The 14717-nt window shown below is 61.5% G+C and carries 10 protein-coding genes; 6 read left to right on the top strand and 4 right to left on the bottom strand.

What is annotated here, in order from left to right; all coding sequences use genetic code 11:
* Positions 1-39 precede the first annotated feature (39 nt).
* Together B9N93_RS05755 and B9N93_RS05750 are read right to left on the bottom strand one after the other, a co-directional pair.
* The gene (locus B9N93_RS05755) at positions 40-1176 is read right to left on the bottom strand and encodes an effector-associated domain EAD1-containing protein (protein ID WP_254899460.1); all 1137 of its coding nucleotides are present in this window, start codon (positions 1174-1176) and stop codon (positions 40-42) included.
* Between the two features lie 376 nt (positions 1177-1552).
* A complete protein-coding gene (locus B9N93_RS05750) occupies positions 1553-2620 on the bottom strand; it encodes a DNA polymerase beta superfamily protein (RefSeq protein WP_085211705.1) in 1068 nt (355 codons plus the stop codon).
* Positions 2621-3052: 432 nt separating this feature from the next.
* On the opposite strand from B9N93_RS05750, the gene B9N93_RS05740 reads away from it, so the two are divergent.
* The gene (locus tag B9N93_RS05740) at positions 3053-3649 is read left to right on the top strand and encodes a type 1 glutamine amidotransferase domain-containing protein (protein WP_085211703.1); all 597 of its coding nucleotides are present in this window, start codon (positions 3053-3055) and stop codon (positions 3647-3649) included.
* Positions 3650-3714: 65 nt separating this feature from the next.
* On the opposite strand, the gene B9N93_RS05735 is transcribed toward B9N93_RS05740, so the two are convergent.
* Together B9N93_RS05735 and B9N93_RS05730 are read right to left on the bottom strand one after the other, a co-directional pair.
* Positions 3715-4488, bottom strand: coding sequence for a class I SAM-dependent methyltransferase (locus tag B9N93_RS05735; RefSeq protein WP_085211701.1), 774 nt, complete (start codon positions 4486-4488; stop codon positions 3715-3717).
* 32 nt (positions 4489-4520) lie between these two features.
* On the bottom strand, positions 4521-5789 hold the full coding sequence (locus B9N93_RS05730) for an alpha-isopropylmalate synthase regulatory domain-containing protein (protein ID WP_085211699.1): 1269 nt from the start codon (positions 5787-5789) through the stop codon (positions 4521-4523).
* A 164-nt stretch (positions 5790-5953) separates the two neighbouring features.
* Here B9N93_RS05730 and B9N93_RS05725 point away from each other — a divergent pair, with 164 nt between their 5' ends.
* From B9N93_RS05725 to B9N93_RS05700, 5 genes are all read left to right on the top strand, one after another.
* Complete coding sequence (locus tag B9N93_RS05725; protein WP_085211697.1) at positions 5954-6427, top strand: Lrp/AsnC family transcriptional regulator; 474 nt, start codon at positions 5954-5956, stop codon at positions 6425-6427.
* A 686-nt stretch (positions 6428-7113) separates the two neighbouring features.
* A complete protein-coding gene (locus tag B9N93_RS05715) occupies positions 7114-9216 on the top strand; it encodes an ATP-binding protein (RefSeq protein ID WP_085211694.1) in 2103 nt (700 codons plus the stop codon).
* Between the two features lie 23 nt (positions 9217-9239).
* Positions 9240-10277 (top strand): helix-turn-helix transcriptional regulator, encoded by a 1038-nt coding sequence (locus B9N93_RS05710; protein ID WP_176225146.1) that lies wholly within the window; start codon positions 9240-9242, stop codon positions 10275-10277.
* A 237-nt stretch (positions 10278-10514) separates the two neighbouring features.
* Positions 10515-12239 (top strand): DUF262 domain-containing protein, encoded by a 1725-nt coding sequence (locus B9N93_RS05705; RefSeq protein WP_085211690.1) that lies wholly within the window; start codon positions 10515-10517, stop codon positions 12237-12239.
* An 11-nt stretch (positions 12240-12250) separates the two neighbouring features.
* Positions 12251-14566 carry a GmrSD restriction endonuclease domain-containing protein gene (locus B9N93_RS05700; protein WP_085211688.1) on the top strand — a complete coding sequence of 772 codons (2316 nt, stop codon included), beginning with the start codon at positions 12251-12253 and terminating at the stop codon, positions 14564-14566.
* Positions 14567-14717 lie beyond the last annotated feature (151 nt).

Genomic DNA, 14717 nt, shown 5'->3' with positions numbered 1-14717 from the left:
TCAAATCCCCCAATTTTGCTTTTTAATCCGGTTGATAGTTCAGGTTGATTGGCGAATCAGGCTTGCCAGATGCGAGGCGAACACCGGATTAGCCGGATAATCCTCCAAAGCCGCCCGCAATAAGGCTTCGGGCCGCGCCGCTGACCCTTGCATACTGTTTTGCCAAAGCCGCTGCCATAAATCCCGTGGCCGGGCGATATTCTCGACCTCGCTGCCCCGGCCACCCGCCCGTTCCCACAAAGCGCGTGCCTCTCGAACGTCGGGATAAAATTCCGCGAGAGCAAGTATCAAATCATTTGGAATACCCAATGAAGAGGGGCGGAGAAAAATCGCAGAACTCACATGAACCGCCGCCTTTTTTGCTGGAAACAAATCCGCCGATTCCCGCAACAGCTTTATCAAACACTCCGCCGCCGCACGGGCCGCGAAAGTCTGGTAACGGTCGTCCTTGAAGGAGTCGCCATAATCCGATACGCCTTTCGCCACCAGCACAGGCAAATTATGGATTTCCCCGAACGCGCCCAAAGCGCTGGCCTCCATCTCGATACCTAGCACTTTGCGCATGGCGGTGGAATTGGAAAGTCGCGGGAAAATACCCGCGTCTTCGGTGACGGCGGCACCCGTCAATATCGGGGCCGTATGGATTTTGAAGGCGGGTGGTTCGGGCAATTCAGCGGGATAACGTAGGTTGAGTTCTTCGGCCCATGCCCGCCCGCTAGCGGTTAAAACCAATGGCTTTTCCAGCCAGCCACGTTTTTCCCACAATCGCGTGAGAACCTTATTCCAATCGGGACAGGCTTCTTTGAAGTCGGGATGCTGGCGGGGATCATCTCCCGCCAAAATCCGCAGTAAAACCCAGTTCTCTTGGTTTTCGAGCGGCAATTTCGGACGCTCGGACAACCACGCGCAATCCGTCGGTGTTTTGACATGCTGCATGCGTTGCGCCCAAACCGGCGATGGACGGAATTGGAACATATCCCCCTGGAATCGCCGCTCCCCGTCTTCGTCCACCACCAACTTTCCGGCGTCGTAAGACCCGAGCCGATCCGCGAAAATCACATCGCCCAACGCGACTTCGCCGCGCCGCCCGGCGCAGATTCCACTCATGGCGATGCAATGGGCGGATTGTTGCTGAATCAGCTTGCTGGCGATGGCCTGGGCATGTTCCCGGCCCATGTGTTCGGCATGGGTGGCGCGGATCGTCAATGGGGAATTTCGGGCGGTGGAAAAAGCGCTGTCGGCCACGATCCACCCGTCCGGCAAACGATGCTCCTTCCATTCTGGTGACACCAGACCGTCGGCAACGTGCAGAACTTGGTCGTATTCATCTTTGAGGGCACAAATCAGCAAGACATCGATGGCGGTGCCACCGTCATTATTGGCGTCGAAATTCACGTTTTTATTCCAGCTAGTGCGGGGTTGTTAGCATAACGGAACTCTAGTGATTGCGCGCCCATGCTATTTATCACTGGCTGATCTAATTCCCTGTGCCTCTACCGGCATTTCAAACCACCTTCCCGCCCGGCTCCGGTAAGGTCCGCCTAGGGGCGCTTCAGTGGTAAACGCTCTCCCGAATCTCCGCCAACACGGCTTCCACCGCCGCTACATCCGGCTGTTCCGGCAAGGCGCAAACCGCATAAGCCGCGCGGACTTCCGCCAGCTTCTCATCGGCCCGGCCCAGCAAGTCGGCGTAATCGAACTCGCCCCGGCGGATGCACAGCAGGAACTCCCGGTCGGCGCGGCGGACGTTGATCCGGCCCTCGGTGGCGATTTCCAGGGCCATGTGCAGCAGGCGGAAGGTGTGCATCAGGTTCTTGGCGTCGTAGTGCTTGCCGTGGTCCAGGGTGTTTTGGTAGCGGGCCTCGTTGCGCTTCTCGACCCAATCCCAATATTCCCGGTACTCGCGGCAATAGGCCGAATAGCCGTCCTTGTTGAAGTGCATCAGCCCCGCCGGAACGGCGGGTTTGGGGATGCTGCTGAGGCTGACTTCCTGTGCATCCAGCCCCGAAACGATGCCCCGGTACTGTTCCCCCGGTGGCGGGTTGACCTCATGGAACAGCGCGTAGCCGTCGCGGAAATGCGGAACGGCGGCTAGGCCACAATCCTCCTGCCGCCAGCCCCGCCGCCGCAGCCATTCCACCAGCGGCACGCTGCCCTGGCCTTCGGCGACATGGCAAAAGTCGAGGATGGTTTTCCGCTTGGGTTCGACGGGGTTGAGGATTTTCTTGTTCAGCCCCCGCGCCTTCTTGATCTGCGCATGGGCGTAGCCCGCGAAGGTCTGCTCGCACAGCTTGCTGAGGACCATTTCGGGCGTGAACCGCGCCATCAGCGGATGGCGGTAGCGCACGCAGTCGGGCGGGATGGCCAGCAATTCCAGGAGGTTCGGGTTGTTCCGGCACAGCAGTTCGGCGTAGCGGCCCACCTCGTAGTAGGTTTCGTCCTGGCTCGGATTGCTCACCTGTTCGGTGCGGTCGAAGCCGTAGAAGGCGCGTTTGGGCAGGATGAAGACGCCCCGGAGGTCGGTGTCGGAAGTCGGCAGGGCCAGTCCATAGGCGTGGCTGCCGCTCACGGCCTCGAACAGCAGGGAGTCGTGGTGGGTTTGCAGGGTGGCGTAGTTCATCGGATGGCTGTTTTTTGGTTTACAAAAATTATCCCATGTCATCCAAATAAAGCGATATCCAACCCGCGATAGATGAAGTCTTTGTAAGCCTTATGATCCAAGGCAAATATCCGTCTGCAAGGCAAATCGCTTGCCCGATAAACCAATCCACCAGAGGCCGAGACCATGGCTGTTGCATGCAGGTTGCCCTACCCATGTACCTACGCATGGGATTCAAGCGGGTATCCAGTGCGCCCGCGATCCATGGTGTGGAATACGGCGTCTATCTCAAGGAATTGGACGGCTAGCTGCGCAATTGCGGGAGCGGACTTTAGCGCGCGCTATGATACCCATCCAAGGCAGTCCTCCCCGAAAATTCCCCCGGATGAGTGGGACATATCCGGCCAATCCGTAGTCCTACGCCAGACAATCCCCACCCAAAGGAGAACCGCCATGGCCCAGCCACCGCAAGGAAAGAAGGTCGCCATCCTGGTCGAGAGCGGCTTTGAACAATCCGAATTGATAGAGCCGCGCCGGGCGCTCGAACAGGCGGGCGCGGAGGCTTCCGTGGTCTCGCCCACGGCGGGCCGGGTCAAGGCCTGGCATGCCGCCGACTGGGGCGAGAACGTCCCGGTCGACGTGCCGCTGGCCCAGGCCAGCCCGGACCAGTTCGACGCGCTGCTGTTGCCCGGCGGGGTCATCAACCCCGACAAACTGAGGATGAACCCGGAGGCTGTCGCCTTCGTCCACGGCTTCTTCGACGCGGGCAAGCCGGTGGCGGCGATCTGCCATGGGCCGTGGACGCTGATCGACGCGGGCGTGGTGCGGGGGCGGCGGCTGACCTCCTGGCCCTCGCTCAAGCGGGACCTCCAGAACGCTGGGGCGGAATGGGTGGACCAGGCCGTGGTCGTGGACCAGGGCCTGGTGTCGAGCCGGAAGCCGGACGACCTGCCGGATTTCAACCGGAAGATGATCGAGGAGTTCGCCGAGGGGCGGCATCCAAGACAAGCCCGGCCCGGCGTTGCCACCGAAACCCGCGCGGCCCATTGAGCCGATAGCGGCAGGCGCTCGCCAGGACGCCGAAGCGCCGGAACCGGGGCGGCTTCGGCACCCCGTCAAACCTGGGCTTTGCGCCCGAGCATCAGTAAGGTGCGGATCGGCAGCCGGAAATCCCCAACGGCGTCCCGGGTGATTTCCAGCGCCGCCAAATCCTCTGCGGGCGCGGACGCCAAGCGCGCTTGGATGGCCCGGAACGCCGCCTCGCCGGACTGACCCAGTTCGCACCAGCGCCGCACCGTCATCCCGCCGGGAATTTCCCAGCGCCGGGTTTCGCACGCCACTACGTCCAGCCCATTCGCCGCGAACAATCCCCGCCAGTGCTGCGCGGTATACGAGCGCACATGGGTGGGGTCGTGCAGCACCTCGATCTCGTGGTTGAGCGCGTCCAACCGGGGGTCTTCGTCCCCCTCCATGTCGATCACCGCCACATGGCCGCCCGGCTTGGCCAGCCGGGTCATTTCCGCCATGGCTTTTGGCAGGTCGGAGAAATGGTGGGCGGCCACCCGGCACACCACCAGGTCGAAACTGCCGGTCGGCAGTGGCACCGACTCGGCGAACGCCTCGACGGTTTCCACGGCGACGCCGCGCTGGGCGGCCAAACGCCGCACCTCGGCGAGCATGTTGGGTGCTGGATCGACCGCGACGATCCGCGTGGCGGTGCCCGCGAACCGCAGGCCGGTATGCCCCGCGCCGCTGGCGATATCGCACACCGAGCCGACCTGCGGCAGTAAGTCATGCAGGCGGTCGAGCGTGGGGCTGGCCGAATGGACCTCGCTGGTGGCGTAGCCGCCCGCGAGGGTGTTGAAGCGCTGTGCGGAAGAAGGGTTCATGGGGTTCTCCTGGGCTGGGTTGGAAATCGCGATCAAACCTGTCGGCCGGCCGCCGATGGATGCGGCGTATTCGCGGCATAGGCCGCTGTGCCGCACCGGTTGAGCGCGCTGACGATGGCCTTGAGCGAGGCGGTGACGATGTTGGCGTCGATACCGACGCCATAGCACTCCCGGCCCTCCGCGGCGATCTCGACGAAGGCGCAGGCCTGGGCCTCGCCGCCGTCGGCGCTGGCCGCCATGGAACGTTCCTCGTAGCTGCGCACCTGGGCATGGATGTCCACGCTACGCAAGGCATGGATGGCGGCGTCGATGGGTCCGTTGCCCTCGCCGGTGAGCAGGTGGGAAGTCCCATCAATATCGAGGGACAACCGGATGCCCTGATTCTTGCCTCGCTCGAACAGGTGGTGCTCCCGGTAGCGGACCGGCGCGGCGGTGTCCAAATAGGTGGCCGAGAAGATCCGCCAAATTTCGGCGGCGCTCACCTCGCCGCCGCTGGCCTCGGTATGCCGCTGCACCACCCCGGAGAATTCCACCTGTAGGCGGCGGGGCATCACCACCCCGTATCCGGTTTCCAGGAGATAGGCGATGCCGCCCTTGCCGGACTGGCTGTTGACCCGGACCACCGAGCCGTAGCTCCGGCCCACGTCGGCGGGATCGATGGGCAAATACGGCACGTTCCAAAGCTCGCCGTCCTTCTGGATGGCGAACCCCTTCTTGATGGCGTCCTGATGCGATCCGGAAAACGCCGTGAACACCAAATCCCCGGCGTAAGGGTGGCGCGGATGGACCGGCAACTGGGTGCAATCCTCGTAAACCCGGGCCACGGCGTTGATATCCGCGAAGTCGAGGCCGGGAGGCACGCCCTGGGTATAGAGGTTGAGGGCGAGCGTCACCAGGTCCACATTCGAGGTGGCGTTGTAGATATGGACGATGGCCCGGCGCGCACCCCGGATCGACTCGAAGGTCCGGCGGATCAAGTGTTCGCGGGCCTGGGTCAGGACCCCGATGGTGACGTCGCCGGGGATGTGTCCCGCCTCGATCAGCATGCGCGTGAAGTCGAACTCGGTCCGCGAAGCCGAGGGGAAGGCCACCTCGATTTCCTTGAAGCCGATCCGGCACAGGGCCTCGAACATGCGCGGTTTTTTCCCGCCATCCATCGGCTCGAACAGCGCCTGGTTGCCGTCCCGGAGGTCGGTGCTCAGCCAGATGGGCGGGGAAGAGATGACCCGGTTGGGCCACTGGCGGTCAGCGAGCGGCACCGGGGCGTAGGGCCGGTATTTGCGGGCGGGATGCTGCAACATGGGATGCTCCTGAACAGGGGTGAAGATGGAGCAATCTTAGGCAATCCCGGCCCGCAGGCGCTTGCGTTTTTGGATGGAAAATGCGCATTTTTGGCAATTTAATTGCGCATATCTGGCGTATCTAGGCTTATGCTTGCCGAAGACTAAACCAGAGGGAAAAACCCATGATCATCGACCGCTACGACCGTATGATTCTGGAAGTCCTGCAAGTAGAAGGACGCATCAACAACCAGGACCTGGCCGACCGCATCGGGCTGTCGCCTTCGCCCTGCCTGCGCCGGGTGCGGACCCTGGAAGCGGAGGGCTTGATCGTCGGCTACCGCGCTCAACTCGACGCCAAGAAACTGGGGTTGACGCTGATGGCGCTGATCGGCATCTCCATGGACCAGCACACCCCGGAGCGCTTCGCCAATTTCGAGGCCCACATCGCCGCTATCCCGGAAGTGCTGGAATGCCTGCTCATCACCGGCCAGCAGGCGGATTATCAACTGAAGGTGGTCGTCGAGGACATGGAGGCGTATCAGGAACTCCTCCTGAACCGGATCACCCGCATCGCCGGGGTGACCGGGGTGCACACCAGCTTCGTGTTGCGGCGGGTGGTCGATCGTAGCGCCTTGCCCCTTCCTAATGAGAGTTGATTTTCCAACAGGCGGCTTTAGCCCGCCCGAAGGGCGATGCCCGTGGTGCAAACCACCGGCTTTCAGCCGTTTTCTCTTCAGTCGGCGGTTCAGTCCGCCGATAGTCAACCCACCAGCTTTAGCTGGTGGTTGTTGAGTTGGGTTAACTCGTGAGGGAATCCGCTGGTCAGAACCAGCGTGAAGGTCTCAAGTTCGGCCATTGCGGTCATTCGCCCTGACCGATACCGGTCATTCATGGATGACCGTTTTCTTCAAAAATCAAGAGAACAGAACGCGCCCCTTTTAAAACCTATCTACAAGGCCTCGGCTTTGGCCTTTCACGCCGTGGCGGCGGACAAAGGCCAGCATGTCGGAGAAGGTTGCGCCGGTCTTTGGGTGCCAGGCGGCCGGCCGTTCCGTCCTCCATCAGCCCTAATCAGGCAGACCAGGGAAAACAGTCCCATCAAGGCGGGCGTAATCCGGGCGATGGCAAGGTCGGACCACTGCCTCTGGGTTTCCACGCCGAGGTGACGGCAACCCACTCGAACGGACGATCCTTGTCCTACGGCGGCAGCCTCCCGCTTTCGGCGGAAGCGAAAATAGCCAAAATCGAGTAAAAATTCCTTTTGCCCTAGCCCTTCCGTGCGACCCAATATGTCGCATGGTTTCCCGAAAATATCCATGTCACCTTTCATCAGGAGGTCGTCATGGACATCGAAGACTTTCAAACCCAAGTTCCGGGACGCGAAGCCATCCCGAAAATCGTCAAGAAGTGGATGCTCCGGGCCTTGGTTCCCCTGGACGGACATACGCGCTTCATCCACGAGCACGGCTTTTCCAGCCAGTGGCTCGCCAAAGCCCTGGGCCTGGTTGATCAAGGGCAATTTTTCTCGGGGGTGTTCGATCCCGCCAGCGCTTGGGCGGAGCTTTCCAGCCTGCACGAGCGGGCCGAGGAACGGTACCGCGCCGCGCAGGTGCCCGAGGCGCTGGCCCGGAACGTCGTAAGCCTCCTTTCGCGGGGCATCGCCTACCGTTTCTCGGAAACCGACTATCGCATCCTGGAGTTCGTGGCCTTGCTGCGCGGGCACCGCCTGCTGATGGAAACGGTCGAGATGTTGGGCGATCTCGACAGGGACGAGGCCAGCCACGTCCTTGCGGTATTGCTGGATTTGCCTATCCGGGAAATCCGCGCCGCCCTGTCGCTCAAGGGCGGGCTGTTCCTGTCGGGCCTGCTTTGGTTCGATCCCCGTGCGCCGGGCAACTTGGCCACCAAGCTCGACCCGCTATCGCGCAGCCTCGTCACCAGGCTCTTGGGACCTGAGCAAGAACCGATGGAATTCCTGAAGGAATCGCTGCGTCCGGGACGGACGACCCGCTTGTCCATCGGGCATTTCGAGCATCTCGGACCGCCCTTGGATTTGCTGCTGCGCTATCTCCGCGAAGCGATGACGGGCGGGATCACCGGAATCAACATCCTGATCCATGGCCCTGCCGGTAGTGGCCGGACCGAATTGGGCCGCGTCCTGGTGGAAGAACTGGATTGCGATTCGGTCGAGCCCTACCGTTGGGACGAGGACGGTTATCTCCTCGACCGGGAACGCCGCCTGCGGGGATTGCGCGCGGCGCAATGCGGCCTGGCGGGAAGCGTCCGGCTGGTCCTGTTCGACGATGCCGACCCGGTGTTGCGCTCGGGAGTCGAACCTTCCGCGGAGGCCAACACCGCCCGCTACCTAGGCCGCCTGTTCCGCACGCTGGCGGACAACACCGCGCCGACCCTCTGGACGGTAAAGTCCTTGGACGACATCCATCCGTCCGTGTTGGACGAGTTCCACATGGTGCTGGAACTGGCCTTTCCACCCACCCCCCAACGCGAGCGGCTGTTGCGCGAGCATTTCCGTTTCGACCTGCCCGCCAATGTGATCCATCTGATCGCTGAAACCGACCACCTGGCCCCCCGCGCCCTGGTCCGGATCGCGGGCATGGTCAACACCGTCAAGGGCGACCTGCCCGAACCCGCCATCGCCGACACGGCGCGCCAACTGCTGGGCCACGCGGTCAAGATCCAGCGGTCAGCCGGGATGGCCAGCCGGGTGGCCATCCCTCTGCCGGGCACCTATGACACCGCTTTCGTCAATGTGGATATGGACCTGGCGCAAATCGCCAAAGGCCTGGCGGGCTGCAAGAGCGGGCGGCTGCTGTTCTGCGGTCCGCCCGGCACGGGCAAGACCGCCTTCGCCCATTGGCTGGCGCGCGAACTGGGCATGCCCGTCTATGGCCGGAGCGCCGCCGACGTGCTGTCCAAGTGGGTGGGCGAAACCGAGCGGAACATCGCCGAGGCCTTCGCCGAGGCCGAAGCGTCCGGGGCCATGCTGGTCCTGGACGAGGTGGACAGCTTCCTGGCGGGGCGTAAGGCCGCCACCCACGCGTGGGAGGTGTCCCAGGTCAACGAATTCCTGGTGAAGTTGGAGCAATTCGGCGGGCTGCTGGCCGCCTCGACCAATTTCGCCGAAGCGCTCGACCCGGCGGCGCTGCGCCGCTTCGACCTGAAGCTGCGGTTCGACTATCTCCTGCCCTGGCAGGCTTGGCTGTTGTTCTGTCGGCAATGTTCAGAACTCGGCCTGGAGCCGCCCGCCGAGGCCTTGCGTCCGGCGCTGTCCAGGCTGTCTATACTGACCCCGGGGGATTTCGCCACCGTCGCCCGCCAGCACCGCTTCCGCCCCATCGCCACGGGCGCGGCCTTGCTCGCCGCCTTGGAAAACGAATGCGCCCTGAAGCCGGACCGCCCCAGAGCGGCCATCGGCTTTGTCTGAACACCGCTCCGGAAGCCATCGCCATGCCGCAAAAAGACTACGGAACCTCGCTACTGAAAGTGCTGGACCTCATGGAAGCGATACCCCGCGCGGAGCCTGGGAAGGGCAAGACCATCAAGAACCTCCTGCTCGACATGGGCTGGGACGATGTGAGCAACAGCGACGCCCGGTGGGGCCAGCGCATTTTCGAGATGCTGGAAGAACGCTTCGGCGAGCTTTTGGTTGTCGACAAGAGCCGGAAACCCCACCGCTATGCCTGGCGCAAGGACGCCAGCCTCAACATTCCGGCCATGAGCCGCAACGAGGCCATCACTCTGCTGTTGGTGGAGCAATACCTGAAGCCCTTGCTGCACGGCGAGACCCTGGCCGCCTTGAGCGGCGCGTTCGAGCAGGCGCGCAAGCATCTCGCCAAGCTGAGGATGCACCTGCACAAGCGCTCCTGGCTGGACAAGGTCCGGGCGGTGCCCGCCCAGCAACCCCTATTGCCGCCGGTGATTTGCCCGGAAGTCCGGGAACGGGTCTATGAGGCCCTGCACGAGGAGCGGGAACTGGCCGTGCTTTATCAGAAGCCCTGGCAGGACGAGCCGGTGGAATACCGGGTGCATCCCTTGGGCTTGATCCAGAAGGGCTTGGTCCTGTACCTAGCCTGCATGCTGGACGACTACGAGGATGTGCGGGTGTTGTCGCTGCATCGGATCAAGCGGGCTTGGTTTCCGCAACTCAGTTCCGGGGCGCGCCGACCACCCGGCTTCGATCTGGATCAAGCCCTGGCCGACGGCTTGATGGGCATGGGCGGCAGCCGGGAAAAAATCCGCTTGGTGGCCCGGTTCTACAAGCCTTCCGCCCAGCACCTGCTGGATACGCCGCTCTCGGCGGACCAAGTGGCCGAGGACTTCGACACCTACCATCTGCAAATCACCGCCACCGTGCTGCGCACCGCCCAACTGGAATGGTGGCTGTTGTCGTTCGGCTCGAATGTCGAAGTGATGGAACCGCCCGACCTCAGGGAATTCATGGCCAAGGAGACTTATTGGATGGGCAAAAAATATAAGGGCGACTAGCGATGGCGGCCACTCCTCTCGCACGCCCCTTCGGTAACGGCACCACGGGAACCCAAGCCCTTATTATCTGGACCTCGCAATCCGAGAGGATTCCGGTGATTCAGTAGATTCCATGGGCTTAGGGCTACAGTTTCCGGTAGCCAGAATTCCTGGCCTCTCATCGACTTAATAACTCCCTTATTTTCAGACTCAAGACAAGGTATCAATAACATGAATAAAGATTCGGTAAATATACCTATGCCCCAAACCAAGCAAAGTCCGCTCTGCGATAAACCGGTGGGCCATATTTCAGGCCGCTTCTTCGTGCCACGCTATCAGCGCGGTTACCGTTGGGACACCGATAACGTAAAACGCCTGCTCGACGATCTCTGGGAGTGCGGGGGCAAGCCTTATAGCCTCCAACCCATCGTCGTGAAACCGCGCGGCCAAGCCGCCGACGAAAGCGCGCAGGAATGGGAGTTGATCGATGGACAACAAAGGCTGACCACGCTTTACCTGATTTTCCTCTATATCCAACGGCAGGGTTGGAAGATGAACGCCGCGCCTTACTCGATATGCTACGAAACCCGCCTCGGTAGCGAAACTTATCTGACCACGCTGCTTCCCGAGGAAAGCGAGGCGTGCATCGATTACTTCCATCTTTACCGCGCCTATAAATGCATTGGCGATTGGTTCAAAGGCCGGGGAAAGCCTTTGCACCAGGAGGTAGTAGCCAGCAAATTGCACACATTCCTGGTAGAAAATGTGCGGGTCATCTGGTACGAAGCGCCCGACCACCCGGAAGACAACGAAAGGGATTCCGCCGCACTGTTCGCCCGCCTCAACATCGGCAGGATTCCTTTGACCGATGCGGAATTGGTCAAGGCTTTATTGCTCTCGAAGAGCGACCGGGCGAAGGAAGTCGCGGCACAGTGGGACATGATCGAACGCGACCTCCGCGATCCCGATATTTGGGCCTTCGTGGCCGGGACCGAGGCGACCGGGGAATATCAAACCCACATCGGCCTATTGCTGGACGCCCTCGCGCCCTTGCCGGAGGATTATCCACGGGGACGCAAGCGCCCCGCCCACTACACCTTCGAAACCCTGCGCGAACGGATCGAACGGGACTGGGTCGCCTTCTGGGAGCAGATGTTGGACATGCACGCCCTGGTTTTGGGCTGGTTCCGCGAGCCGCGCCTCCACAACAAAATCGGCTTCCTGGTGGCGAGCGGCACGGACTTCGGCGAGCTATGGAACTGGGTCCATCGCGAGGAACTGACCAAAAGCCATTTCGAGGGCGAATTGAATGAATGCATCCGTGCCAGGATCGCCATTCGCCAATCCAACCTCCGCGACCTGAGCTACGAGGCCGACTATCTCAAACTCCTCAACATCTTGTTGCTGATGAACGTGGAAACCCTTTCGCGCAGCGGGCAGCGGTTCCCATTCCGGCGGCATGTGGGCAAGGTCTGGTCGCTGGAACATATCCATGCCCAAAACGCCCAGGGCCTTACCAAAAAACAACAGTGGGAAGCTTGGTTGAGAGAGCACGCTAAGGCGCTCCCGGCCTTGCCCAATACCGGCGACTTGATCGCCGGAATCGAAGCCTTGCTGGCGGTGTTCGAGACAGCGGATAACCTAGGTTCCAAGTTCGAAGCCTTGTCCCAGCGTGTCATCGACCAGTTGACCCACCCCGACTACCGCATGACCCCGGACGACGGCCTGCACGCCATCGATAATCTCGCCCTGCTATCCCGCGACGACAACAGCCGCCTAAACAACGCGGTATTCGAGGTTAAGCGGCGGCTGGTATTGGAGATCGACCGGGAGGGGGGCTATATCCCCATCTGCACCCGCAATGTCTTCCTAAAGTACTACACCGAGGAAGACGCCCAGCAAATCCACTTCTGGGGCCGAAGGGACCGGGAGGCTTATTACCGGGCCATCGTTGACCTGCTCCAGCCCTATCTCACCCCCTGAGGAGCCATGCCATGAATTCGGCCTCAATCGCTTTCGATACCAATACCAGTTTTGCCCAGCTTTTCGAAGCATCACCAGTAAGGCGTATCCAAATCCCGTTGATACAGCGCGACTATGCCCAAGGTCGTCCGGGGGAGGAAGTCGAACGCATCCGCGAGCGTTTCCTCGATGCCCTTTACCAGGCCGTGACGGTGGATGGCGCGGGCATCAAACTGGATTTCATCTATGGGGATCAGGTAGGGGACGCGTTCCATCCCCTGGATGGGCAACAACGCCTTACTACACTGTTCCTGCTGCATTGGTACCTGGCTTGGCGGGCGGATGTTCCCCTCGACAGCCAAACCTGGACTCACTTCACCTATGACACACGCGACAGTGCTCGCATGTTCTGCGAGCGCCTCGTTAAGGTGGTGCGACCGGGCCAGGCAGACATTCGCAACGCGGGCGGGCTCTCCGGCTGGTTAAGGGACCAACCTTGGTACTTCTACACCTGGGAACACGATCCGACCATCCAAGCCATGCTGATGATGCTAGACGCGCTGCACGCACGGTTCGGGGATTGCGGCGAAGACGGATGCCGGGCCGCGTGGGCGCGACTGGTCGATGCGGAACACCCCGCCATCGGCTTCTATCTGCTGCCGATACCCGCCGAGCAAACGGCCAGCGACCTCTACATCAAGATGAACTCGCGCGGCAAACCGCTGACCGAGTTCGAGAATTTCAAGGCGCAATTCATCGAGTCGCTGAAAGCCGCCAGCCATCCAGAGGCGCGGGTCAGCGATTTCGCGTTCAAGGTGGATACTGCATGGTCGGATATCCTTTGGCGCTACCGGGGTGACGACCATCTCATCGACGACGAATTCATGCGCTACTTCCGCTTCATCGCCGAATTGCACGCCTGGGTGGGCGGTGTGGCTTTCGACGCCAAAACCCGTTTGGAGGATCTGGCCGCATCGGTCTACGCCCAGGACCTGCGGAAAGCCACCCCCCATCTGGAATTCCTGTTCCAGTCTTTCGATATTTGGCAGGGCGAGGATATCCGTGCCTGGTTCGAGGCGCGGATGACCGCCACGCCCGGTGGCCCGAGCGTTCCGCTGTTGCTGTTCAATGCCTTTGGCCAAGCGCCCCGCAACGAAAGTCCCGTGGACCTGTTCGCGGCCTGTTGCCGGAGCTATGGCGCACCGGGCTGGACCTTCGCCCATAGCTTGCTGCTTTATGCCACGCTGCTGCACCGTATCCATAAAACCCCCGACTTCCCATGCCGCCTGCGCCGTTTGCGCAACCTGATCGAGGCTTCGCTTGGCGGTGAAATCCGCGCGGACAAGATGCCGGACCTGCTCGCCGACGTGAAAGCGGTGGTGGTCGATCACAAGCTGACGGGGATTGCCGCGCTCAACCAGGCCCAAGTGGCGAACGAGGCCGAAAAAACCGCTTTGCTGGATCGAGAACCCACCCTGGCGGATGCGCTCCACGGCTTGGAAGACCATGATTTGCTGAGGGGCCGCCTAACCGCCTTCGATCTCGATCCCGCGCAGTCCGCCAGCGTTTTCCAAAGCCGGGCCCAGGCGTTCCAGGTGTTGTTCAACCATCCAGATCTCTGGAAGGAATTAACCGGAGCCTTATTGGCCCTGGGCGACTATTCGCGTCAATGGGACCGCTGGAACGGCTATCGGATGGCCGCTTTCGGCGCCGCTTCGGAGCCACTTCCATGGCGTTATGTGTTCGGCGGCGGCCAACCAAATTTGGTCGTTCCGCTGATGGCCCTGCTCGACCGGGTTGCCCATTCGAGCGGCAACATCCCGGCTTGCCTGGCCACCCTACAGCAGGAATTTCTGCGGGATTGCGAAGTCCGGCAACCGGATCAATATCTGGACTGGCGGTACTACTTCGTGAAATACCCGGCCATGCGCGAGGGCGCTTCGGGCCGCTACGCGATCAAAAACTCGGGCTACGGCGCGTGCATGCTCGACAAGACCAGGATGAGCAGCTTCTACCGCGATCCCTATTTGTACGCGATGTGGGAGCTTAGTGGGGTTGGTGACGATCCCATTTCCAAGCAATGGCCCTGGTTTTATGGTTACGAGACCGAATCCCGCCGCATGGCCTTGAAGGCGAGCGGACTTAAGATCGAATGTGTGGATCAGGGATGGCAGCTTTCCGATATCCCGGCTGATCCGGTCCAGTTGGCCGCCCTAAACCAAGTATTCGCCCAGTATGGAATACAGAACAACCTGTGCCCGGTGCGCCAGGCCGGTGAGGTGGATAGCGAGGATCGGATAGCTTTGGGCGCGGGCTTATTGAAGGCGCTGGTCCAAGCCAAGCTTTGATCTTCGAAGTGGGGACCGGATGTTCTCGGTGCGGCGCGGTGGGTGCGCACCAAAAGCTTTCCGGTACCCCTACCAAGTTCCACCCCCTGTTTTGTGGCGACGGCACTTGCATTCCAAAAAACCGTTTCCTGCGACTTATTCCGTCGCACCC

The organism is Methylomagnum ishizawai (assembly GCF_900155475.1).
GTDB classification, from domain to species: Bacteria; Pseudomonadota; Gammaproteobacteria; order Methylococcales; family Methylococcaceae; genus Methylomagnum; species Methylomagnum ishizawai_A.
This window is presented reverse-complemented; position numbering and strand designations above follow the sequence as displayed.